Annotated in this window: 25 protein-coding genes and 1 pseudogene; 14 read left to right on the forward strand and 12 right to left on the reverse strand. The window is 63.1% G+C overall.

The window, feature by feature from the left end; translation table 11 throughout:
* Nucleotides 1-16 precede the first annotated feature (16 nt).
* The 7 genes from ACK3BB_RS26185 to ACK3BB_RS26215 form a co-directional block, all read right to left on the reverse strand.
* Nucleotides 17-277: an EexN family lipoprotein gene (locus tag ACK3BB_RS26185; RefSeq protein WP_428929676.1), complete on the reverse strand. Its 261-nt coding sequence runs from the start codon at nucleotides 275-277 to the stop codon at nucleotides 17-19.
* Nucleotides 278-288: 11 nt separating this feature from the next.
* Nucleotides 289-1,005: a type IV secretion system protein gene (locus ACK3BB_RS26190; protein ID WP_428929677.1), complete on the reverse strand. Its 717-nt coding sequence runs from the start codon at nucleotides 1,003-1,005 to the stop codon at nucleotides 289-291.
* Nucleotides 1,002-3,356 carry a VirB4 family type IV secretion/conjugal transfer ATPase gene (locus tag ACK3BB_RS26195; protein WP_428929678.1) on the reverse strand — a complete coding sequence of 785 codons (2,355 nt, stop codon included), beginning with the start codon at nucleotides 3,354-3,356 and terminating at the stop codon, nucleotides 1,002-1,004. Before ACK3BB_RS26195 ends, ACK3BB_RS26190 begins: the two co-directional genes overlap by 4 nt.
* Nucleotides 3,356-3,697 carry a type IV secretion system protein VirB3 gene (locus ACK3BB_RS26200; protein WP_428929679.1) on the reverse strand — a complete coding sequence of 114 codons (342 nt, stop codon included), beginning with the start codon at nucleotides 3,695-3,697 and terminating at the stop codon, nucleotides 3,356-3,358. Before ACK3BB_RS26200 ends, ACK3BB_RS26195 begins: the two co-directional genes overlap by 1 nt.
* Before the next feature lie 19 nt (nucleotides 3,698-3,716).
* Nucleotides 3,717-4,004: a TrbC/VirB2 family protein gene (locus ACK3BB_RS26205; RefSeq protein ID WP_428929680.1), complete on the reverse strand. Its 288-nt coding sequence runs from the start codon at nucleotides 4,002-4,004 to the stop codon at nucleotides 3,717-3,719.
* Nucleotides 4,005-4,016: 12 nt separating this feature from the next.
* Nucleotides 4,017-4,589 (reverse strand): lytic transglycosylase domain-containing protein, encoded by a 573-nt coding sequence (locus ACK3BB_RS26210; RefSeq protein WP_428929681.1) that lies wholly within the window; start codon nucleotides 4,587-4,589, stop codon nucleotides 4,017-4,019.
* A 115-nt stretch (nucleotides 4,590-4,704) separates the two neighbouring features.
* Entirely contained in the window at nucleotides 4,705-4,974 is a 270-nt protein-coding gene (locus ACK3BB_RS26215) for a hypothetical protein (RefSeq protein WP_133119769.1), read from the reverse strand.
* A gap of 687 nt (nucleotides 4,975-5,661) precedes the next feature.
* Here ACK3BB_RS26215 and ACK3BB_RS26220 point away from each other — a divergent pair.
* The 3 genes from ACK3BB_RS26220 (at nucleotide 5,662) to ACK3BB_RS26230 (ending at nucleotide 7,914) form a co-directional block, all read left to right on the forward strand.
* Nucleotides 5,662-6,009, forward strand: a complete 348-nt coding sequence (locus ACK3BB_RS26220; RefSeq protein ID WP_428929682.1) for a hypothetical protein — start codon at nucleotides 5,662-5,664, stop codon at nucleotides 6,007-6,009.
* 289 nt (nucleotides 6,010-6,298) lie between these two features.
* Nucleotides 6,299-7,528: a replication initiation protein RepC gene (gene repC, locus ACK3BB_RS26225; protein WP_428929683.1), complete on the forward strand. Its 1,230-nt coding sequence runs from the start codon at nucleotides 6,299-6,301 to the stop codon at nucleotides 7,526-7,528.
* Entirely contained in the window at nucleotides 7,525-7,914 is a 390-nt protein-coding gene (locus ACK3BB_RS26230) for a hypothetical protein (protein WP_224902532.1), read from the forward strand. The genes repC and ACK3BB_RS26230 overlap by 4 nt, the downstream gene beginning before the upstream one ends.
* A 143-nt stretch (nucleotides 7,915-8,057) precedes the next feature.
* On the opposite strand, the gene ACK3BB_RS26235 is transcribed toward ACK3BB_RS26230, so the two are convergent.
* Both ACK3BB_RS26235 and ACK3BB_RS26240 read right to left on the reverse strand, forming a co-directional pair.
* The gene (locus tag ACK3BB_RS26235; protein WP_224902541.1) at nucleotides 8,058-8,660 is read right to left on the reverse strand and encodes a cation transporter; all 603 of its coding nucleotides are present in this window, start codon (nucleotides 8,658-8,660) and stop codon (nucleotides 8,058-8,060) included.
* 84 nt (nucleotides 8,661-8,744) lie between these two features.
* Nucleotides 8,745-9,173 (reverse strand): MerR family transcriptional regulator, encoded by a 429-nt coding sequence (locus tag ACK3BB_RS26240; protein ID WP_224902544.1) that lies wholly within the window; start codon nucleotides 9,171-9,173, stop codon nucleotides 8,745-8,747.
* A 173-nt stretch (nucleotides 9,174-9,346) separates the two neighbouring features.
* On the opposite strand from ACK3BB_RS26240, the gene ACK3BB_RS26245 reads away from it, so the two are divergent.
* The 11 genes and pseudogenes from ACK3BB_RS26245 (at nucleotide 9,347) to phnE (ending at nucleotide 16,578) form a co-directional block, all read left to right on the forward strand.
* On the forward strand, nucleotides 9,347-9,949 hold the full coding sequence (locus ACK3BB_RS26245; protein WP_428929684.1) for an SCO family protein: 603 nt from the start codon (nucleotides 9,347-9,349) through the stop codon (nucleotides 9,947-9,949).
* 5 nt (nucleotides 9,950-9,954) lie between these two features.
* The gene (locus ACK3BB_RS26250) at nucleotides 9,955-10,377 is read left to right on the forward strand and encodes a disulfide bond formation protein B (RefSeq protein WP_224902550.1); all 423 of its coding nucleotides are present in this window, start codon (nucleotides 9,955-9,957) and stop codon (nucleotides 10,375-10,377) included.
* Nucleotides 10,374-11,033, forward strand: a complete 660-nt coding sequence (locus ACK3BB_RS26255) for a DsbA family protein (protein WP_224902554.1) — start codon at nucleotides 10,374-10,376, stop codon at nucleotides 11,031-11,033. Before ACK3BB_RS26250 ends, ACK3BB_RS26255 begins: the two co-directional genes overlap by 4 nt.
* A gap of 22 nt (nucleotides 11,034-11,055) precedes the next feature.
* Complete coding sequence (locus ACK3BB_RS26260) at nucleotides 11,056-11,523, forward strand: copper chaperone PCu(A)C (RefSeq protein ID WP_224902557.1); 468 nt, start codon at nucleotides 11,056-11,058, stop codon at nucleotides 11,521-11,523.
* Nucleotides 11,523-12,149 (forward strand): SCO family protein, encoded by a 627-nt coding sequence (locus ACK3BB_RS26265; RefSeq protein ID WP_224902560.1) that lies wholly within the window; start codon nucleotides 11,523-11,525, stop codon nucleotides 12,147-12,149. Before ACK3BB_RS26260 ends, ACK3BB_RS26265 begins: the two co-directional genes overlap by 1 nt.
* A 215-nt stretch (nucleotides 12,150-12,364) precedes the next feature.
* Nucleotides 12,365-13,519: a M23 family metallopeptidase gene (locus ACK3BB_RS26270; protein WP_412103261.1), complete on the forward strand. Its 1,155-nt coding sequence runs from the start codon at nucleotides 12,365-12,367 to the stop codon at nucleotides 13,517-13,519.
* A 3-nt stretch (nucleotides 13,520-13,522) separates the two neighbouring features.
* Nucleotides 13,523-13,978: a DUF411 domain-containing protein gene (locus ACK3BB_RS26275; protein ID WP_224902567.1), complete on the forward strand. Its 456-nt coding sequence runs from the start codon at nucleotides 13,523-13,525 to the stop codon at nucleotides 13,976-13,978.
* Between the two features lie 12 nt (nucleotides 13,979-13,990).
* On the forward strand, nucleotides 13,991-14,773 hold the full coding sequence (locus ACK3BB_RS26280; RefSeq protein WP_224902569.1) for a ZIP family metal transporter: 783 nt from the start codon (nucleotides 13,991-13,993) through the stop codon (nucleotides 14,771-14,773).
* A gap of 28 nt (nucleotides 14,774-14,801) precedes the next feature.
* Complete coding sequence (gene lspA / locus ACK3BB_RS26285) at nucleotides 14,802-15,260, forward strand: signal peptidase II (protein WP_428929727.1); 459 nt, start codon at nucleotides 14,802-14,804, stop codon at nucleotides 15,258-15,260.
* Nucleotides 15,257-15,880: pseudogene (locus tag ACK3BB_RS26290) on the forward strand (apolipoprotein N-acyltransferase); the annotation flags it as partial. The gene lspA and the pseudogene ACK3BB_RS26290, both read left to right, overlap by 4 nt.
* Nucleotides 15,775-16,578: a phosphonate ABC transporter, permease protein PhnE gene (gene phnE / locus ACK3BB_RS26295; protein WP_318246727.1), complete on the forward strand. Its 804-nt coding sequence runs from the start codon at nucleotides 15,775-15,777 to the stop codon at nucleotides 16,576-16,578. The pseudogene ACK3BB_RS26290 and the gene phnE, both read left to right, overlap by 106 nt.
* Nucleotides 16,579-16,612: 34 nt before the next feature.
* Here the strand turns inward: phnE and ACK3BB_RS26300 are convergent, their stop codons facing one another.
* The 3 genes from ACK3BB_RS26300 to ACK3BB_RS26310 all read right to left on the reverse strand — a co-directional run bounded on the left by ACK3BB_RS26300 (nucleotide 16,613) and on the right by ACK3BB_RS26310 (nucleotide 20,699).
* Nucleotides 16,613-17,116, reverse strand: a complete 504-nt coding sequence (locus ACK3BB_RS26300; RefSeq protein ID WP_428929728.1) for a L,D-transpeptidase family protein — start codon at nucleotides 17,114-17,116, stop codon at nucleotides 16,613-16,615.
* 72 nt (nucleotides 17,117-17,188) lie between these two features.
* Nucleotides 17,189-19,375 (reverse strand): heavy metal translocating P-type ATPase, encoded by a 2,187-nt coding sequence (locus ACK3BB_RS26305; protein WP_412103263.1) that lies wholly within the window; start codon nucleotides 19,373-19,375, stop codon nucleotides 17,189-17,191.
* A gap of 658 nt (nucleotides 19,376-20,033) precedes the next feature.
* Entirely contained in the window at nucleotides 20,034-20,699 is a 666-nt protein-coding gene (locus ACK3BB_RS26310) for a L,D-transpeptidase (RefSeq protein ID WP_224902588.1), read from the reverse strand.
* Between the last annotated feature and the right edge of the window lie 73 nt (nucleotides 20,700-20,772).

The following is a 20,772-nucleotide window of genomic DNA, read 5'->3' on the forward strand; positions in this document are numbered from 1 at the left end:
CCTTCCGTGTCCCGGTTCAGTCGAACGACGGGTCCCCGAATGTTTTTTGGAAGCCTTCGCGATCCTGATCCCGCTTGGCCTGCTGCTCCGCCAAATCGGCATTGACGCAATTCGCGTCCTCCGTTGCCCGATCAGAGACTTCGCAGGTTGCCAGCATCTCAGCTCGTTCTTCCGGGTTGGACGAATAATAGTCGACTGTCCGGTTCTCCTCCTCCTTGCAGCCCATGAGCAGGAGGGTGGCGGTCAAGGCCGCGAGAATGGGTATCTGGGGTGTCATGGTGATCTCCTTCAAAATGCATCGGGCCCATAGAGGCGTTCGAAAGCGGCCTCTTCCCTTATGCGGCGCTGTACGGCGATTTCGGTCTGACGCTGTTCTTCGACCTTGGCCTGGGCCTGCTGGAGCATGGCGAGGCCCTGAATGCGGTTGGTGTCGTTCTGGAGCATGGCCTGTTCCACCGAGATCCGGGCGTTCAGGGCGTCCACCTCCTTCTGGGTGGAAACGGAGCCGATCTTGCTGCGCAGCTGCTCAAGCCCTGCCAGCCGGTCATCGGAGAGCGACACGATCCGATCCCCGACAGCGGTATCGCGCGCAGACTGGTTGCGGATGCGGTCCAGTTCGCTCTGGTAGAAATCGTCGGCGTCGATATTGGCCCCATCCAGCGCGGAGAAGTCGGCTGCGTCCTGCGCCTTGCCTGCCAGGTCGCCCAGGTCATCGAGATCAATGTCGAAGTCACTGGCGATCTGCATGGCATCCGGCCCGAGAAGCTCGCGAACATCGGGCGAGTTCAGGGCGCTGACGATGGAATCCATGTCGGTCAGGCCGTTGATCGAGGCATAGAGCGCCTTGGCCTGCTCCAGCTCTTCGACCATCTGGGCGATTTCCTTGACGAACTCGGCCTTGGCGTTGGCGATGGCCGTCGTATCGACCACGGGCACGCCTTGGGCATGGGCCGCGGTCGAGAGAGACAGCGCCAGCGCAGCGGCGGGCATGGAGAGCCTTGTCATCGGAGATCCTTCCTTTTCTGGAATAGGCGGGGGAGCCAGTCTTTCGGGGCAGGGTGGTCCTGCATCAGCGCATGCATGATGGCGTTGGTGGCGGTACGGCCCGACAGGACGGTCAGCACGTCATCGAGGCCGGACAGGTCGAGGTCGCAGACCACCGAGTTTTGCGCCTGCTTGATGAGGAAGTGGCCGAGGGGCAGCTCGTCACGCACGATCTGGAACTCGCGCTCGGACAGGCCGAACTCGTCGACCAGGTCCTTGCGGCTGGCGCGGTCGGAGCCGAAGAAGATCTGGCTGGCACATTGCTCGATGATCGTGCGGGCAATCGGGCTATTCACCACGTCGGAGGCCGACTGCGTCCCGGCCACGATGATGCCGTTCTGCTTGCGGATGACCTTGAGCTTGTTCTTCACGAAGTCCGAGAAGTAGGGATCGGACAGGGCCTTCCAGAACTCGTCGATGACGATCGCGATGCGCTGGCCGGTGATCAGGTTTTCGACCCGGCGCATGAGATACATCATGATCGGGTTGCGGATTTCCGGATCGTCGAGGAAGGCCGTGATGTCGAAGCCCACGAGATCGGCATCGAAGGCGATGGTGTCTTCGGAATTGTCGAAGACCCAGCCGAGCCGTTCGTTGCTGAGCCAGCGATCCAGCCGGTTGCCGATGTCTTCCGCGCCACCGCCGAAGCCCAGCAACTCGCGCAGGGCAGAGACGGTGCGGCCAGTGCGCGGCAGGTTGGACAGGCCCGCGACCGCCATCTCGATCCGCCGGATGTCTTCGGCCGAGAAGGGGACGCGTTCGCCGCCCAGCATGGACTTGACCAGCTCGACCATGAAGGCCTGACCGTCGGCATCGAGATCGATCGCCATGAACGGCGCGCAGCCGGTCGGGCGACCGGACTGGAAATCGAGATAGGAGCCGCCCGAGGCGCGGACGAAGATCTCGGCCCCGTAATCCTTGTCGAAGAGGACGCGCTTGGCCCTGAACTTTTCCAGCTGCGACAGCAGGAAGGTCTGCACGACCGTCTTGCCGGAGCCGGACGGGCCGCAGATGAAGGTGTGACCGAGATCGCCGACATGGAAATTGAAGTAGAAGGGGCTTCCGGCGCTGGTCTGGAGCTTGCTGACCGCATCGCCCCATTCGTTGCCGTGCCGGTGGCCGGTCGGATAATTGTGCAGCGGGGACATGGCCGTGTAGTTGCGGCTGGTCACCATCGCGACCCGCGCCCGGTGAGCATGGTTGCCGGGAAGCTGCGCCCAGAACTGCGGCTCAAGCCCCATGTCTTCGCGGGCGACGACAGCCCCGGATTCCGACAGCAGGTTATGCGCATCGGCGGCGCGGGCTTTGAGCTCCTTGGCGTCCTCGGTCAGGACGGTCAGTGACAGGTTATGTTCGCCCATCACGAACTCGCCCGACATCAGGTCGTCGCGGGCGTCTCGCAGCCCGTCCGCCTGGGACACGGCGGGGTCATTTGCGTTGCGCAGCCGCCCTTCCTTGAGGGACATCTGGCGCATGGCCTCGTTCTTCGCGGTGCAGCGGAAGGACTGGGTCAGGACGAAACGGAAGGGGGCCGTCAGCAGATTGTCGAACATGTTTGGGCGCGTGCGGGCGTGGTATTCCTTGATGCCGAACATCGCGCCATAGGTGCTGGCGGCGGCATGGCGGATTTCCAGAGCCTCCCGACCGAAGATCACCCGGTCGGTGTAGATCGCGTTGCCGATGGTTCCGTGCACGAGCGGGACCGGCTCATACCGGCCAGAGATCAATTGCTTCAGGACGCTGGCAGGCTCGGAGATCAGCAGGTCGCGGTGGTCCCGGGTGATCGAGAGCTTCCGGGGCCGGAAGCGGCTGAGGCTGCGGGTCAACTGCGTGGTCTTGTCGTCGAGATCGTCCAGGAGGTCCTGATCCACCTCGATCTGGCTGGTGCGGGCACGACGGACGCCTTTTGCCAGCCGACCACCGGGCAGGCTGCGGGGCTGCATGTACACGGTCAGATACAGATCGTTCCGGAACAGGCGCTTGGCCTCGATGCGGCTGCGATAGCTTTCGTCGATCCAGCGGGCGAGGTCGGTGACAAAGGTGCCCGACGGATAGTCGTCATCGGTGGCCCGGACCACATGGACATAGGCCATGACGGTGTCGTCGGCGATGTTGCGCAGCGCGTGGCTGAGCTGGTTGTGCAGCGTGTTGATGAGCTGGGTATCGGCCGTGCGGAAAGAGACGCCCTCAAGCTTCAGCATCTGGAAGGCACCCCGGTTGCGGGTGATGATCGTGTGCGCGTCCGAATGGCGGATGAAGGGAAGGTAGCGGTCTGCCGTGTTCTCCGTCTTGATCTTGTCGAGCAGGCCCATCAGTCGATCTCCTCGATCTTGTAGAGGCGGCGGAGACGCAGGGGGGATGTCGATGATCCCCCCCAGAGGCTCCGGTTCCGGCACCGGGCATTTGTGTCCAGCCAGCGAAACAGGATTTGGAAAGCGTTCTGATCGCGCTCGACGATCAGGCGAGAGACGCCGAGCAGGGGGATCGCAATGGGCAGGTAGAAGATCGAGTCCGCGGCGATCATCGCCAGACCGCCAATGCCGCAGCACATGGCAAAGGCTTCGATGGGGATGCCGAAGATCATCGCCGGGCGCGTGAGGGCGAGGAACAGCACGTCCTCGTTCATCTTTACCTTTTCCATTGCATTGCTCATTCGGGGCCCTCCCTGCCGGTCAGCCGGTGATCATGCTGAGCACCTCGGAGGAGGCGTAGATCATGACGACGCCGCCCACGGCCCAGGCGGCGCGGCGCAGGTCGACGAAGTTGAAGAGCCAGCCCGCGCCGATGAACATGAGCGCGATCAGGGCAATGGGCTGCTTGGCGCTCTCGAACTCGTCGAGGATGTTGTTCAGGAAGTCGGTGAAGCCTGCGGCAGCGGCGGGCTGCGCCGCTACGGTCAGGACCGCAGCCAGCAACATCGGGGCACCGATGCTCCGGTGGCGGGTCAGAAAGGTCTTCATGGTTGCGTCCTTCTATTGGAAAACCAAGGCGTTCGATCCGGTGGCCGCGCCGAACACGTCCCATCGTTTCGCGCTGTCCTTGTCGTCGCTCGGGGAGGGTGACCGCTTGTCGTACGAGGGGGCGGTCACGGACCCCTCTCCCAGCACGCGGGCCACATAGCCGTTGTGGAAACCACGCGTGAAAGAGCCGGTGTTGTAGGAGGAGAGTGCCTGGTGCAGGGCCTGTGTCTGGTCCGCTCCGGCATCTCGCGCCCGGTCATAGCCGTCCCGCAGCACGGTTTCCGCAGCCGTCAGGTTGCGGCAGGCATCGAACACCGTGGCAGGCGTCAGTCCGAGCCAGGACAGGTTGGCACTGTTGATCTGCCCGAGGCCCATGTCGATGGACTTGCCTTCTGCGATCAGGCGGGCAGCGATCTGTGCGGCCTCATTGGCGGAGCGCGGCGCATAGGATGCCCGATCCGGGCCGTTCACGCCGATGGCGAACGGGTTGAAGCCACTCTCGGCGGCGACGAGCTTTTCCATGATGGAGGGGGCGACACCGGGCGCGCAGTTCTCAGCGACGGCCCGGAACGCGGTGGCATTCATGGGCTCAGCCAGCGCAAGGCGTGGTGAGCCGACGGTGAATGCGGAAAGGATCGAGAGGGAGAGGAGTGAACCGCAGAGCGGTCGGAGGATCAGCCAGCGCAGAGCGCCGAGGCGATCACTCGGTGTCTTCGTCTTGTCCAGATTTCGGGGCAGGCACCCAGACGCCTTCGGCGTCGGGGAAAATGCGCATGTGGAAGCTGACGAGCGCGTCGGAAGACTTGAAGACGCGGGCTTCGCCAGTCTTCGAGGAAATGACGGGGCTGGCCGCGCCGTTCGTCTGAACAGCCCAGAGCTCCCAGTTCCATCCTTTTGGTGTGTGAATTGGGCGGTAGTCGAGCTTGCCACCCTTCTCAAGGAAGTTTTGCACTGCATCAGTCGTAATCACGCGTGGGTTCCACATTGGCTGACACCTGTCGTTGGGAATTTCTGGACAGGTGCTGCGTATCCTTGAATCACGACTTTCTTCAACGTTAAAGCCTAAATTTGGAAAAAGCGCCAAACTACGTAAATTTGCCCATTATGCACATTCGCGCCTTTAGAGCGTCAGGCGCATTTGACAAATAGCGCTCCCTCTGGAAGTTTGGCGCTATCCTTGCCTCCTTCGGCTATAGGATGATCACCCAGCTGTGACCATCCCGAGAGCGGAGCGCAGGCGGGGACATGCCGAGTTAAGTTCTGAGGGGGGCCAGAAGCTTTGTTATATTTTGGACACGCGATGAAGCGTGGTGCCGCGACCGCCCTGACCTGTACGGGCCTAATCCTGGCGGCACCTCCCGCTGCGCAAGCTTACCAAGTAGACTGCGCGATCCTGATCTGTCTGGCGGGAGGCTGGCCCGGAAGCACCGAGTGCAACGAGGCGCGATCTGTCTTCATCAGCAGGATCACGCCCTGGCCGGTGGAGCCGCCACTGCAGATCTGGAATTGCCCCTTGGGCGTGGGCTACCGCCTACCTAAAGATGAGAGGGCTTTGCCGCTCCTCAATGAGGCGGTCGGCAGGCCTAGACCTTCGGCTTCGCCGCCATTCTCGGCAGTTTTTAAGGGGATGCTTCTCCCGAGGTCGGAGCGGGACGAGATGCTGTCCCCGATCGCGGATTATACCGATGACAACGGCGTGGCCGATGTCGACATCAGCGGGGCCGAGTATGACTTTGTCCGCTCCATCCGCGTCTACAACGTCGAGTATGCCCGGCAGCGAGAGAGCGGCGATGGCGACTGCCGTCGAAGCGAAAAGGTCCGCGTGGGCACCTATGGGGTGCAGGGCGACTTCAGCTGGTCCAGCGGTTCGGTGGCGTCACTACCGGACGCATTCGAAGGTCTCGCCGGTTGGGGCGAGAGCTGTCCGAGCCTCTACCGGAGGGCCGTCTTCATCGATTGGACCGACTACCTGGGAAACTATGGCTACGAGCAGGTGAATTACTGATCACCGCAGGTGCTGGCATCGCCGATGCCGGGTACGCCAAGGGCGCAAGAATGAGGCAACGAAGGCCATGACGGAGAGGAACACCAAGGGCTTAAGAAATTAAAACCCCCGCGAAGGCGGCAACCTTCCACGGGGGCTGAGGGACTCAGGGCCGGCAAGCCCGTAATCATCCGTAATCATGATTTAGCCTATCAGCTTCCCCACCTTGCAGACAAGTCGAAACGCATTTGTGCGACCTGTCGACGTTTGCCTGCTGCCGCCTCGCTTCAGACGAACGAGGAACGAATAGATGCATGTACCCCAAGCTTTGCCTGTCCGACGGTGCGAGGCCGTCAAACCAACGCTTCCACGCGGCATGGAGCGCGACGGCTTCGTCGCGCTTGTCGATGCGGTTGCGCCCAGCCTTGGCATCGGTGCCGCTGCGATGATGACTTTTCGCACCATGATCGCGTCGACCAGGCCGAGCGCGTTCAAGTGCGGCGTAGATGAACCCTGCTGTTACCTCAGCCAGAGCGAGATTGCGCACAAGCGTGGCGTCACGGCTTGCCGCATCCGGCAACACGAGGCGGCGCTTGTCCGCGCGGGGCTCATCGAGAAGCAGACGATGGCGAATGGCGCGCGGTCCGGCTTCTCCGGTTGCGGCGTCTTCTTCGGCGTGGCGATCGCACGCGTCGACGAGTTTCTGTCCCTGCGGGACGTGATCGAGGCCGATCGCAGGACCCACGCCCGTCTACGCGGGCAACGCAGCTCGCACAAGCGGCACCTAAAAGGCATCCTGTGCGAGTTGATCGAGCGTCAGGGCCTGACTGCCGAGGTCAAGCGCATCCAGCAGGCGTTCGCAGGGTGGCCGTCAGGCCAGGCGCTTCATCGGATGTCGCTCGAAGAGCTTCAGAACCATGAGGCTGAAGCCGAGGCGCTGACGATATCGGCGTCTCAGTTGCTGCATGAAATGCATGATCGACCGCTCGAAAACGAGCGGTCCCATATACAAGATACAACTCAAGATTCTAACCAAGTAATCTGTAACGACCCGGTCAATACGCGGAGCGTGGTCAAGCCCACGCACTCGATTATTGATCGGCCGCAGCCTGACGGCCGCGTCCATTGCGTAGAAAAGCAAGGTGGGGCGGCCGGCGAGGCGCACAAGTCCACATTCATTCAGAACCTGGGCTGTGATCGTCTGTATGGCCTTTGTTCCGAAGAGATGAAGATGTGGCTCGATATCGAGCGACAAAAGCGCGGCAGGCTGGATTTCCATTCCTTCGTGATCGCCGCGCAGAAGCGCCTGCCTGAGTTGGGCATCCACCCATCTGCCTGGGGGGAAGCCATGGACGTTCTGGAGGAGGATGCAGCGATGCTTTGTGTTCTAATCACCGATGCCAAGGTTGCCGATCCGGGGATCACCATCCTTTCGGCAGGGGCGTATCTGCGCGGTATGGTGCGGGCGCAGCGGACTGGTGCTTTGAACATCATGGGAAGCCTGATCGGGCTGAATGAACGGAGCAGGAGGCGCCGATGAAACCGCTCATCTTATCGGCGGCCATCGTGGCGGCCCTCACGGTTTCTGGGACGGCCCAAGAACTGTGTATCGAGCCCATCAGGCCAGAGGCTGCACACCTTCTCGATGCCGGACTTTCCGGTGCTGAGGTCCGGGCGGAATTTCGGCGCTATTTTAGCGAGGTCGAGGATTACCTGAATTGCCTGAACGAAACCTCAGCTCGAATAAGGGACGATGCGCAAGCCGCAGCCTACGATTATCAACATGTACTGGACATGACAGATCCGGGCAAAAATGGTTGGGGAGCCGGAGAGTTTCAGCCGCCAACTGTCGAAATGAAGGACACAGGGGAACTCTTCTTCGATCAACAACCAAGCGTTGATCGCACCGGCCAAGATCAGCAATAGGGCCGGCTTCGAAATCCAGCAGCCGCGTGGCTGTCAGCAAGGGGTCAACGGCGGGCAAGATGGATCTCCTCGAATCTGGCGAGGGTCTAAATAGAGGCTACAGCAACTGTAGCTTCAAGCCTCTTTCAGAAGGCGATCAATCGCTACTGGTCGTCGGCATGAACGGCTTTGTGGTGTTCGCCGTGTGCATCGCGCAAAATGTCGACACCGCCCCATGCCGCGATCCCGGCCACGACCACACCCACGACTAGGTCCGGCCAGTTCGTTCCCAGCCAGGCAACGAGACCGCCAGCCACGACGATCCCGAGGTTCGCGGCGAAGTCGTTCCAGCTGAAAGTGTTCGCGGCGCGGATGTTGACGTCCGGTTCGCGGAGTCGGGCGAGTAACCAGACGCAGATCGCGTTGATCGCCGCGGCGATCAGGGCCATGGCGATCATGATTGTCCCGAGCGGATCCGACCCGCCGACATAGCGCCGCCACGCATCATAGAGGATGCCCAATGCGAACAGGATCAGCAACCCACCCGAGACATTGGCGGCGCCGCGTTTCCACCTGCCGGACCGGGACAGCGCAAACAGGCTTATGGCGTAGACGAAGCTGTCGGAAAGGTTGTCGAGGCCGTTTGCGATCAGGGCGCTCGAATCGCCGAACGCGCCGGTCGCGAAGAACGCCAAAGCCAGACCGATGTTGAGCGCCAGAACGATCCAGAGCGTGCGTCTCTCCCTCGCCTTCTTTGCCGTGGCCATGCTTGATCTGTTCCTCTGGCGTTCATGAGGTGAACCGCCACCGCGCTGCAGGGTTCCAAACGCAAGGGCCAGTGCCAGCCGAGCTTATGCCCCGATGTCGTCGTGCTCGGTCAGGCACTCCGAATGGTCCCGCAGGACCTCGAGCACCCGGCAATCCGCCGTTCGCCCGCCGCTGCACTCGTGGATCATGCGCTTCAGCTCGGTGCGAAGTGCCTTCAGGCGCGCCATGCGTTGCTCGACCTGGCGGAGTTGCCGGCGGGCGATCGCATCTGCCTCGTCGCAGGACTTTTCCGGATGGTCGCTGAGATCGAGGAGCTCCCGGATCGCATCGAGCGAGAAACCGAGTTGCCGTGAATGACGGATGAACGATAGCCGATCGAGTTCGGCATCCCCGTAGCGGCGTTGCCCGCCCTCCGTCCGGCCCGGTTCAGGCATGAGCCCGATCTGTTCGTAGTACCGGATGGTCTGCACCTTGGTGCCGGTCTTCTTCGCCAGATTGCCGATTGTCAGCATATGTTTCCCTTAAGAGAACCTACAGACCTTGTAGGTTTGGTGGGTTGATAGCGCAAGTCCAAGACTCACAGACGCGTGACCTCCCGCCGCAGCCGGACAATCAGGCTTGAATCTACAGTAGCTAGAGGATGTAAACGCCGAAACAATCAAGAATCAATGACAGGCAGTCCGGATTGTCCCTCGCATCGGTAAGAAAACTTCTCTGGGCATTGGTGGGCATTGCAGTCCTCGCGCTCGGGTGGCTTCTGCTCGGGTCCGACGATCGCGCCGACAGCTCTCGATCAGAGGCAGAGCCGGCTTTCGTCGCGGAGTTCGAACTGACCGATCATCAGGGCATGGTACGCACCGAAGACGATTTCGCGGGGCGCTGGATGCTGATCTTCTTCGGCTTCACCAACTGTCCCGACGTCTGCCCCACCACCCTGTCGGAGGTCGCGGCCGTCATGGCGGGACTGGGCCCTGACGCTGCCAAGGTGCAACCGATTTTTATCACGATCGACCCCGATCGAGATAAACCGATGGAACTTGCCGACTATGTCACATTGTTCGATGCCGGCATCATCGGACTGACCGGCACACCGGAGCAGATTGCGCAGACTTCGGAAACTTTCCCGATCTTCTTTGAACGCATCGAAGAAGCCTCTGCCCCCGACGGCTACACGATGGGGCATACGTCGCATCTGTTCCTCTTCGATCCAGACGCAGGCTTTGCCGAGTCCTGGCCCTACGGCACGTCCGCCGAAGAGATCCTCGATAATCTGAGAGAGAGGATCTGACCGACATGACCCGAATATCCGGAGAAACGGCACTGGGACTGGCATGGGTGATTGCTCTCACGGCATCGCTAGCCGTGCTTTTCATCGGCGAGGTGCTGGGGCAGACGCCCTGCCTGCTCTGCTGGTTCCAGCGGGCCTTCATGTTCCCGCTGGCCATCATTCTCGGGCTCGGCCTTTGGTGTCGCGACCATCGCGCCGGCCGCTACGGGATCGCGCTTGCGCTCGGTGGCGGCGCTGTCGCGCTCTGGCATATGGGTCTTTACGCTGGCCTGGTCCCCGAGCGCATTCAGCCCTGCACGGCCGCTGGTCCCTCCTGCACCGACGACAACCAGTTGGTCTTCGGCATCCCTATCCCGCTGATGGCGCTCGCTGCCTTCGCGCTGATCGGGGCGCTGTCGGCCCTTTCACTTAAGGACACACGAACATGAACCGACGCGGCCTGATCCTGTCCGTTCTCGCCCTCGGCGTCGCCGGTTTTGGCGGAGCCACTTGGTTTGCAAACCGCCCCGGTCCCGTGGCCGAAGTGGAGCCCGTTGCTCCGGAACTCGCGGACGCGATGATCCGCCCCTACTCACCCATCCTCGGGCCTGCGGAGGCGCCCGTTACGATCGTCGAATTCTTCGATCCGGCCTGCGAGGCCTGTCGCGCCTTTCATCCCATCGTGAAGGACATCATGGCCGAGCGTGGGGATGCTGTCCGCGTCGTGATCCGCTACACACCTTTCCACGGCGCGGCGTCCGAGGAAGCGATCCGCGTGCTCGAGGCCGCGCGCATGCAGGGCGTCTTTGAGCCGGTTCTCGAAGCGGTACTGCGGGAACAGCCGAGATGGGCGTCGCATGGAGCGCCTGAGCCGGGACTCATCCTGGAGATCGCCGCAACGGCGGGCCTCGATGCCGAGGCCGCGCGCACGCGGATGCTTGCACCGGACGTAGTGGCGATCCTGAACCAGGACCGCGCCGACGTCGAGACTGTGGGCGTCCGCCAGACGCCCACGTTCTTCGTGAACGGCAAGCCACTCGACCCGTTCGGGGAGGCCGAACTACGAAGCCTGGTGGCGGCTGAAGTCGCAGCGGCGCGAAGCTGAACCAAGAAATGGGAAGAGCAGGATGAGGACCTTCATTACTAGCGGTGCGCTGACAGCGCTTTTGTCGTGGGCGGGGGCTTTGACGCCGGCGCTTGCAGGATCCGAGGACGTGGTCGTCGAAGGCGCTTGGTCCCGCGCGTCAATCGGCATGAACCGCCCAGGCGCCGCCTACATGACGATCCGAAATACCGGCGATACACCGGTGATACTGATCGGTCTCGTGACGCCGCTCGCCATGATGCCCGAAATCCACGAGTCGAAGACCGATGCCGATGGCGTGAGTTCCATGGCTCCGGCCGACGAGATCACCATCGCGCCAGGCGAAAGCATGTCGCTCGAGCCGGGCGGTCTGCACGCGATGCTGATGCTGTTGCAGACGACGATGACGGAAGGAGAATCCTATCCGTTGACGCTGCTCTTTGACGACGGAGGCGAAGTGACGGTCGAGGTGCCGATCCTTGGCATCGCTGCGCGAGGTCCGAACGACTGATGCGGCGACGGACGATCCTTGGATACGGCGCAGCGGGTGCCGGGGCGCTAGTCTTCGCGCTCTTTGTCGGCTGGTGGCAAGTCGACGGGCCTGGGGCGCCCGAACCGATGGGCCAGCGGCCGCTGGCTCTGTCCGCCATGGACTTCAGCCTGACGGATCACGAGGGAAACGAGGTCGGGCCGGAAACGCTGATCGGGCGCCCTACGATGGTGTTCTTCGGCTTTACCTACTGTCCGGACGTCTGCCCGACCACGCTCTCGGACATTTCGGGATGGCTCGACGATTTGGGGGACGAGGCAAACGAGATGTCCGTGGTTTTCATCACTGTCGATCCCGAGCGCGACACCGTCGATGCGATGTCGGAGTATGCCGGCTATTTCCATCCGGCGATCCGCGGCTGGACCGGCAAAGATGAGGAAATCGCGAAAGCCGTGCGCGGTTTCCGCGGGAGCTTCGAGCGGGTGCCGACCGAGGGTGGCGGTTATACGATGAACCACACCGCCAGCGTTTTCCTTTTCGACGCTGCGGGGCGGTTCGTCACCATGATCGACTATCACGAGCCAAGGGAATTCGCGGTGCCGAAGATTCGCCGCGCACTCGAAGAAGAAACCGAGGGGGCAACATGAGGATCAGAACCATCGCGGCGGGTATCGGAGTTGTCGTCGCGCTATCGGGGGGTGTCGTTTTACTTTCGGGGATCTGGTCGAAGGACCCCGTCCCTCCGGGTCTCGCGGTAGCAAGCATATGGATGCCGGACGGTCTCCAGTCTCCCCCGTTTGTGGTGTCGGAACCGCCGCGAATTGCGCAGGCAGGAGCCGAGCCCACGACGTTGCCTAGCCCCATGCCTCTTTTGCAGATTTCGGTCGCCGACACTTCCTTGCCGACGATCGACCCTCCCCTTTTCACCTGGTCGCGCAACATAGAAAGCGGTGAGACGCTCGATACAGTTCTTGCGGAGGCCGGTCTCTCGGCGACCGACCGTGCGGAAGTCGCCCTCGCCCTTGGCGCGGAGTATGATTTGAGGCGGCTGCGGCCAGGACATTCCGTCACCGTCGTCTCGACGACGGACGGAAGCCCGCGCGGTGTCGCGCTCGCCGTCGAGGACGGCGTACGCATCGAGGTGATCTTCGGCGATGAGCTTGCCACGCAGGTCGTCACGCCGGAGTCCGAGATGGTGACGCTTGCCGGGGAAGCAGTGATCGACAGCTCGCTTTTTTCTGCGCTCGACGAGGCCGATATCCCGGCCCGGTTCGCGGTGGACCTGGCGCAGATGCTCGGCGGAACGGTGGATTTCCGCCGTGAGATGGCCGGCGGCGAAACGCTCCGGGTTCTGTGGCGAGAGGCGCGCGTGGGCCAGGACAGGATCGGACAACCGGAACTGGCCTTTGCCGCGCTCGAGGTCGGCGGCGCGCTCTATGAGGTCGTTTGGCCGGACAATGGCAGCGGTCAGGCCACGGTTTATGTCGACGGCGCGGTTCTCCGCGTCTTCGCGCAGCCCGTGGAAGGCGCGCGACTGAGCTCCGTTTTCGGCCGCCGCACGCATCCGGTCTACGGGAACGTGCGAATGCACACCGGCGTCGATTTCGCTGCGGCGCGTGGGACGCCGGTTCAGGCCACGGCACCCGGGCGCGTCAGCTTCATCGGCTGGCGGAACGGGTACGGCCGCGTGGTTGAAATCTCGCATGGCTCGGACACCACGACGCGCTATGCGCATCTCAGCGCGGTCCCGGAAGGCCTCGTGCAAGGCCAGCGCGTGGCCGCCGGAGACCTGATCGGCCGTGTGGGCGCCACCGGCACCGCGACCGGTCCGAACCTGCACTACGAGGTTCTGGTGGACGGTCGGCCGACCGATCCTCTCTCAGACGAGCGGCTCGCCGAAGCTGCCGAGCGCGAAGCGGATGACACTGGCGCGCTGTCGCGATTGGCCGAAGCCCGCGCCCTTCTCGCTGAAAGTCTCGACCGCGAGATCGCCCTGACAGCAACCGAAAGGCTCTGACCCATGAAACGTCTGACACAAGCCCTGACCTTCGCCATCGCACTGTTTCCGGCGGCGCAGGCCCTCGCGGAGGCAACTGCCATCGATGTCCGAAAGACCAATGGATGCGGCTGCTGCCTGTCCTGGATGAACCATCTCCAGGACAACGGCTTCACACCGACCGGCCAGGACATGTTCGGCGGCCTTCTCGTGCGCTTCAAGCTCGACAACGGGGTGCCGCAGCGTATGGTCTCCTGCCACACGGCGCTCGTCGACGGTTACGTGATCGAGGGCCACGTGCCGGCCGCCGACATCCGCCGCCTTCTGGACGAACGGTCCGACGCGATCGGTCTCGCGGTTCCGGGCATGCCCTACGGTTCGCCCGGCATGGGGCCCGAGGAGGACCGCGAAGCCTACGACGTCTTTCTGATTCTCAAGGACGGCTCGACCGAAGTCTACTCGAGCTACCCGGAAGGGTAAGCCACCTGACGAATGGATCCATTGTCCCCGATCATGCTCGGCTTTCTCGGAAGCCTGGCCGCCGGCACATTGACAGCCGTCGGAGCAGTCCCCGTGCTGTTCGGGCGGATCCCCTCACGCGGCACACGCGACCTGTCGCTCGGCTTTGCGGCTGGCGTGATGCTCGCAGCTTCGTTCTTCTCCCTGATCATCCCCGCGCTGGACGCGGCCGAACCGCGGTTCGACAACGGGGCCGCGCCCGCGGCCATTGTCTGCATCGCAATCCTTCTTGGCATGGCTGCCGTTGCCCTGATGAACGAGAAGCTGCCGCACGAACACTTCAAAACAGGCCGCGAAGGTCCGGACGCCGCGTCGCTCCGGCGGGTCTGGCTCTTCATCATCGCAATCACGATCCACAACTTTCCTGAGGGTCTCGCGGTCGGGGTCGGGTTCGGTTCCGGTGGCATGGAAGGTGGCGTCCCACTCGCCATCGGTATCGGCTTGCAGAACGCGCCCGAGGGTCTGGCGGTGGCGGTGTCGCTCATGGGTGAAGGATACGCGAAGCTGCGCGCCTGGGGCATCGCGGCCCTCACCGGCATGGTCGAACCGATCGGCGGGTTGCTCGGGGCGGGTATCATCACGCTGTCGGAGCCGCTGCTGCCCTGGGGGCTGGCGTTCGCCGCCGGCGCGATGCTCTATGTGATCAGCCACGAAATCATCCCCGAGACCCATCGCAGCGGACATCAGAACAAGGCGACGCTCGGACTGTCGGTTGGCCTTGTCCTGATGCTGTTTCTCGATGTCTGGCTGGGGTGAGAAAATGTTGTCAGCCGAAAGACCGCCGGTGATCGGCATGTTGGCTGCCGTCGCGGCTTTCGCGATCGATCAGGTCACAAAGGCCATCGTCATCACGAATGCGAGCGTCCTGAGCGCTGGTGTTCCCGTGTTCACCGGATTCAATCTCACGTTCTATCGGAACGATGGCGTGACCTTCGGGCTTTTGGGCGGCGCGCCGTGGTGGAGCCTCGTGGTGCTCGCTCTTGCCGTGTGCGCTTGGCTCGTGACCATGATGCTGCGCACCCGGGACGGCATCGAGGCGGTTGCCTACGGGGCGATCATCGGCGGCGCCTTAGGCAACGTCCTGGACCGCCTCAGGTTCCGGGCCGTGACCGATTTCCTCGATTTCTACGCCGGCTCCGCGCACTGGCCAGCTTTCAACATGGCTGACGTCTTCGTGGTCGGCGGCGTCGGATTGCTTCTTGTCGCGCCGATGATCACGCGACGGCCCAGGTGCGGTCCATGACGCTGTTTTGGACGCTGTCCGGGGAGCGGGTGATTTCCCTGCCGACGCGCATGATCGTGGCCATTGTAGCCGGCGGACTGACGGTCCTGACCCTCCCTCCGTTCTCGATCCTCCTGCTCGTCCCCGTTGCCTACGCTGCCCTTCTTGTCCTCCTCCGGCATCTTTCCCCGGCCAAGGCCGCACTCGTCGGCTGGGCGTTCGGTCTCGGGCAGTTCGGCTTCGGTCTCTCGTGGATCGCGGAGAGTTTCTACGTGGATGCCGAGAGGTTCGGTGCTTTGGCGATCCCCGCCGTCGCAGGATTGTCTGCGGGTCTGGCCATCTTTCCGGCCATGGCGGCGACACTCTTCACGGCCATCGCACGCCGTCGCGCGATCGAGGGCGTTATGGGCTGTCTTCTATTTGCGACCTGCTGGACGGCCGCAGAGTGGCTGCGCGGCCACATCCTCACGGGATTCCCATGGAACCTCGCGGGCTACGCGCTTGTCGAATACGCAGCCTTGCGGCAACCGGCTGCATGGGTCGGAAGCTATGGGTTGAGCTTTCTCGTAATTCTCGTCGGCACTCTTCCGGCGCCGGCCCTCTTGACGGAGGTGCGCCCCCGCTGGAGCATCCCACTGCTCGGCGTTGGGACCGTTGTCGCGTGGACCTGTCGCGTTTTTGTTCCGCCGGACCCCGGATCGCGGATTTCCTCGGCCGGATGGTCCCGCCCGATCCGACCGTGATGAACGAGATCGTGAAGGGTAGCGCGGAAACGCTACGCATCGCGATCCTGGGATCTCTGGGCGCGGTCTTCCTATCGGTCCCCCTCGGGATATTTGCGTCCGAGACGATGGTTTCTTCGGCGGTCTACCGACCCGTCCGGACGCTCCTCGCTTTCATCCGTGCCATCCCGCTGATCCTGGTGGCGATGCTCATGGTGGGTGCGGTGGGCCTGGGTCCCCTCCCCGGCATCATCGCGGTCGCCTTCCATGCCACCGGCATGCTCGCGAAGTTCTACGCCGAAGCGATCGACGGCGTCTCCCGCGCGCCGATTGCCGCGCTGGAAAGCGCCGGTGCCGGGCCGCTGGCGCGGCTCCGCTACGCGATCTGGCCGCAGATGGCGCCGGTCGTCGCCCGCGACACCATCTTCCGGTTCGAACTGAACCTGCGCGAGTCGCTGATCCTGGGCATTGTCGGTGCGGGCGGTATAGGGTTCTACATCCAGACCTATGTGCGCTCATTCCAGTACGACAAGGCAGCAAGCGTCACACTGGCCGTGATCGCGATGGTGATCGCGATCGAGGCCATCAACGTGGCTCTTCGCCGCCGGTTTGCCTGAAACAATCGGCGGACGCGACACGCCTCCTGGTCCTTCAGGCGTAGATGTCTATCGGTGTCCCGTCCCTAACCATGGCGTAGATTTCCTCGATCTCGGGATCCGAGACCGAGATGCAGCCTGCCGTCCAGTCGCGGACATTCGTGGGGTCGATCCCCCGCCGAGGTCCGCCGTGAATGAAGATGTCCTTGCCGGGGGAACGCCCCTGGGACTCAGCGAAAGCGATGTCGGCCTCGTTCGGGTAGGAGATGCCGACGGACAGATGGAAGAGGCTGTCGGGGTTCCGCCGGTCGATCACGTAGGAGCCTTCCGGTGTGCGGCCGTCGCCCTCGAACTGCTTATGACCGACAGGCGCAAAGCCCAGCCCGATCGGATAGGTCCGAAACACACGATCGGCGCCGTCAAGAACCAGCAAGCGCTGCGCCTTGTAGAGGCGCAGCCGGGTGACCTCGGGTCCGCTGTAGGTTCGGAACTTGCTGGCGCAACCGGACAGAATGGCAACAAGCCCACCGAACAAGACGCCCCGGCGCGGAATATGGATTTTCGTCACTGCTCTATGCCTCGTGAGCGAGGTCTCATATGGGCCGAACGCTACCCTGCGGGTGGTGGCGGTTCAATGCCCGTGTGCGAGCGCGCCTCTTGCCATCTGCTCACCAATCGGCTCGCCGCCGGATGGCGATACATTGGACTTGTGACCATTTAGAAGTCTCAACGCGTTCGCAACCACCAGCAGCGAGACGCCGACATCCGCGGCGATCGCGCCCCACATCGACGCCATCCCGAATGCCGTTGCGACGACGAAGACGGCTTTCGTCGCCAGTGAAACGCCGATGTTCTGGCGGATGATCGACATGGCGCGGCGTGAATGGCCGATGAGCCACGGTACCTTGCCGATGTCGTCCGTCATGAGGGCGATGTCGGCGGTCTCGATGGCCGCGTCGGACCCGACGGCGCCCATGGCGATGGCGTAATGCGCCCGCGCCATGGCCGGGGCGTCATTCACTCCGTCGCCAATCATCGCGACCATGTCGTGGCTTTCGACCAGTTCCTCGATGGCCGTCACTTTGTCCTCGGGCAAGAGTTCGGCACGCACCTCGTCGATGCCGACCTCTGCCGCAACGGCGCGCGCCGTGCGTTCATTGTCGCCCGTCAGCATAACGATGGTTTTCACGCCCTGCGCATGAAGGCGCGTGACAATACCTTTGGCGTCCGGGCGGATTCGGTCGCGCAGTTCGAGGATGCCGGTCACGCCGGTCTCGTCCCCGACGGCCACAAGCGTACTGCCGGCCCCTTCGATCCGGTCACGGAGGTCCGCCGGAATGGCGCTGCCGAACCCTTTCTCCTCGGCGAACCGGTCGGAGCCGAGCCAGACTTTCCGGCCTCCTGCCCGTCCTTCCAGCCCTCGTCCCGGCACGGTGCGCGTATCCTCCGCCGCTGGAACCGCGATGCCGTCTGCCTCGGCCCGCGCAAGAATGGCACGTGCCAGCGGATGCGATGACCGCGCTTCGAGTGCGCCCGCCAGCGTCATCAGATCTCGCGCCGAGGCCCCCCCAAGTGGATGGACGGCGGCCACCTCCGGTTCACCCATCGTGATGGTTCCAGTCTTGTCCATCGCCAGAGCCGTCGTCCGGCCTGGAGCCTCGACATACGCGCCGCCTTTTATGAGAACCCCCGCCCGCGCCGAGGCCGTCAGTGCGGCCACGATGGAAACCGGCGTCGAGATGACCAGCGCACAGGGACAGGCGATCACGAGAAGAACGAGCGCGTTATAGAACCAGTAGTCCCAGGCGCCACCGAAGACGAGCGGCGGCACTAGCGCAATGGCGACGGCCAGCGCCATGACGATGGGCGTGTAGATGCGCGCGAACTTCGCGACCCACTGCTCCACGGGCGCGCGGCGGGCGTGAGCGTCCCCCACCATGCGGATGATCTTGGCGAGCACCGTGTCGGATGCCGCTTTGGTCGCGCGCACGGTCAAAGTCCCTTCGCCGTTGATCGTGCCCGCGTAGACTTCGTCGCCTGGCTCCTTCGGCACCAGCGCACTTTCGCCGGTGATCGGCGCCTGATCGACGGCCCCTGCCCCATCAACAACTTCACCATCCAGCGGGATGCGGTCGCCGCCGCGCACCACGAACCGTGCATTGATGGCAACAGCAGAAGCCGGCACGTCTGCTTCAGAACCATCATCATAGAGAACTCTTGCCGTCGGCGGTGCGAGGTCGAGCAACGCCGACACGGCGTTCCGCGCGCGCCCGACGCTCCAGCTCTCGAGGTAGAGCGACAGCGAGAAGAAGAAGGCCACCGTCGCCGCCTCGAAGAACTCGCCGAGGCCAATGGCTCCCGCCACCGCGACCACCATGAGAAGGTTCATATCGGGCGACAGACGCCGCGCGGAGGACCAAGCCTTCGGGGCCACGAGCCAGACACCGAACAGGATCGCGACGGCGAAGAGCACCGCCTCGGCCAGCGGCATGGGGGACTCGCCGTGACCCGCGAACAGGCCGAGGGCCCCGCCCATGCCGGTCTCGAAGATGTGCCAGAGAAAGCCGGCCGCCCAGAAGCCGCCGCTCAGCGCCGTGAACAGCCGCTGCCGGGCGAGATGGGCCGCCTGATCTTCCGATGCGGTTCCCGCATCCCAGGGCTTCGCACTCATGCCGGTGGTCGCAACCAGTTGCGCCACCTCGTCGTCAGTTACACGGTCCGCGCTGTCCAGAATGGTCATCCGCCCGTTGATGACGTCGAAGGCCAAATGCTCTGCTCCGCCGACCTTCGGACCGACGACCTTGTTCAGGATCGCCACTTCTTCGGCGCAGTCGAGCCCGGAGACCTGGAAGCTCCGCCCGACAGACGGCGCAGGCGTCGCCGGAGCGACGTTGCCGCATGGTCGATCGCTTCCGCAGCAACTGTTGCCGCTCTCTTGCGAGGCGTGAGAATGATCTCGTCGGTTGGTTTCAGCAGACATGAACGGACCTCAAAAGTCGGGTTGTTCAGAACAACATAGTTCCTACAGTACCTAGAGGTTCAAGAACATTAATTGATGGTTCTCCGGATCGCTTTTTTTGCTATGTGTCGTCGGAAAGAGGCTGGCCAACTGTTGCGGCCAGACCGACAAAACAGGAAGGAAATTCAATGCGGCCGGTACTATCAAAGCAAAACGTGACGATCGGAACCACACTGTTGTTCACCGCAGGGTGTGCCATCCCTCCAAGCAGCGGGAGCGACGCGGCGAACGCTATCGGGAATATTCCCGATAGCGTCGTGGCAATGGCGGCGCCCGACCAGGATATTTCTACCGCGCGCCTTGTGCCGGACGACAGCTGTTACTGGTACCAGCATAGCGGGCCGGTCGAAACGACCTTGGTTCCGCTCCGCACGCCAAATGGCAGTCGCATCTGCGCCGCACGGGAAAGCTGAGCCGCTCGGCAGACCGTCGAACCGCCCGCCAAGCCCGCGCGCGTCTAGCTGCGGGCGGTGACGCTGTCCTCGGCCGAATAGAGGTAGGCCGTCGATCCGAGCTCGACGTTTGGGTAGAGGTCGTTGATGTGCGCCATAACCATGCGCACGCAGCCGGAACTTGCACGACCACCAATGCTGCTCGGATGCGGAGAGCCGTGTATCCGCAAATAGGTGTCGCGATCACCGACGTACAGGTAAAGCGCTCGAGACCCGAGCGCATTCTCCGGTCCAGGCTCCATGCCGTCGGCGATGTCCGCGTAGAGTTCGGGATCGCGGTCGATCATGTTCTGCGTCGGTTGCCAGTGCGGCCACTTGACCTTGCGCTTGATCGTATATGTGCCCGGCTCGTATAGATTGCCACGCGCGATCGCCACACCATAGCGCATTGCCGTACCACCTTCCTCGATGTGATAGAGATAGCGCGCCACCGCATCCACATGGATGTCTCCAGGGACGAGGCCCGCATTGGCGGCGACACGTTGCGGAAGAAAGCGCGGATGCAGACCCCAGGGATTGGACGTGGCAGGATCGTAGCCAGGCGGCGTGACTTGCGCGTCCCATTCGGCCTTTTGCGCTTCCGTGGGCCAAGAGTCGGCGAATGCCGGGCTGGCCAGCGATGCCGAGAACAGCGCGGTGGTCGATTGAATGAAATGCCTTCTCGTCAACATGTTAGACGTCTCCTTCGTAATTGTATGGCGGGTCGCGCAATTTCCCGGATACATTGTTGCCAGCCCGAGAGGG

This window comes from Marinibacterium sp. SX1, assembly GCF_050389775.1.
GTDB lineage: Bacteria > Pseudomonadota > Alphaproteobacteria > Rhodobacterales > Rhodobacteraceae > Marinibacterium.

Coding starts and splice junctions, on each gene's coding strand:
- ACK3BB_RS26240 (WP_224902544.1), bottom strand. CDS start 9,173: ATGCTGACAATCGGCAATCTGGCGAAGAAGACCGGCACCAAGGTGCAG.
- ACK3BB_RS26205 (WP_428929680.1), bottom strand. CDS start 4,004: ATGAAGACCTTTCTGACCCGCCACCGGAGCATCGGTGCCCCGATGTTG.
- repC (WP_428929683.1), top strand. CDS start 6,299: ATGCATGTACCCCAAGCTTTGCCTGTCCGACGGTGCGAGGCCGTCAAA.
- phnE (WP_318246727.1), top strand. CDS start 15,775: ATGGGTCGGAAGCTATGGGTTGAGCTTTCTCGTAATTCTCGTCGGCAC.
- ACK3BB_RS26195 (WP_428929678.1), bottom strand. CDS start 3,356: ATGGGCCTGCTCGACAAGATCAAGACGGAGAACACGGCAGACCGCTAC.
- ACK3BB_RS26230 (WP_224902532.1), top strand. CDS start 7,525: ATGAAACCGCTCATCTTATCGGCGGCCATCGTGGCGGCCCTCACGGTT.
- ACK3BB_RS26200 (WP_428929679.1), bottom strand. CDS start 3,697: ATGAGCAATGCAATGGAAAAGGTAAAGATGAACGAGGACGTGCTGTTC.
- ACK3BB_RS26185 (WP_428929676.1), bottom strand. CDS start 277: ATGACACCCCAGATACCCATTCTCGCGGCCTTGACCGCCACCCTCCTG.
- ACK3BB_RS26250 (WP_224902550.1), top strand. CDS start 9,955: ATGACCCGAATATCCGGAGAAACGGCACTGGGACTGGCATGGGTGATT.
- ACK3BB_RS26190 (WP_428929677.1), bottom strand. CDS start 1,005: ATGACAAGGCTCTCCATGCCCGCCGCTGCGCTGGCGCTGTCTCTCTCG.
- ACK3BB_RS26310 (WP_224902588.1), bottom strand. CDS start 20,699: ATGTTGACGAGAAGGCATTTCATTCAATCGACCACCGCGCTGTTCTCG.
- ACK3BB_RS26260 (WP_224902557.1), top strand. CDS start 11,056: ATGAGGACCTTCATTACTAGCGGTGCGCTGACAGCGCTTTTGTCGTGG.
- ACK3BB_RS26255 (WP_224902554.1), top strand. CDS start 10,374: ATGAACCGACGCGGCCTGATCCTGTCCGTTCTCGCCCTCGGCGTCGCC.
- ACK3BB_RS26210 (WP_428929681.1), bottom strand. CDS start 4,589: ATGAATGCCACCGCGTTCCGGGCCGTCGCTGAGAACTGCGCGCCCGGT.
- ACK3BB_RS26220 (WP_428929682.1), top strand. CDS start 5,662: ATGCTGTCCCCGATCGCGGATTATACCGATGACAACGGCGTGGCCGAT.
- ACK3BB_RS26270 (WP_412103261.1), top strand. CDS start 12,365: ATGCCTCTTTTGCAGATTTCGGTCGCCGACACTTCCTTGCCGACGATC.
- ACK3BB_RS26275 (WP_224902567.1), top strand. CDS start 13,523: ATGAAACGTCTGACACAAGCCCTGACCTTCGCCATCGCACTGTTTCCG.
- ACK3BB_RS26235 (WP_224902541.1), bottom strand. CDS start 8,660: ATGGCCACGGCAAAGAAGGCGAGGGAGAGACGCACGCTCTGGATCGTT.
- ACK3BB_RS26265 (WP_224902560.1), top strand. CDS start 11,523: ATGCGGCGACGGACGATCCTTGGATACGGCGCAGCGGGTGCCGGGGCG.
- ACK3BB_RS26280 (WP_224902569.1), top strand. CDS start 13,991: ATGGATCCATTGTCCCCGATCATGCTCGGCTTTCTCGGAAGCCTGGCC.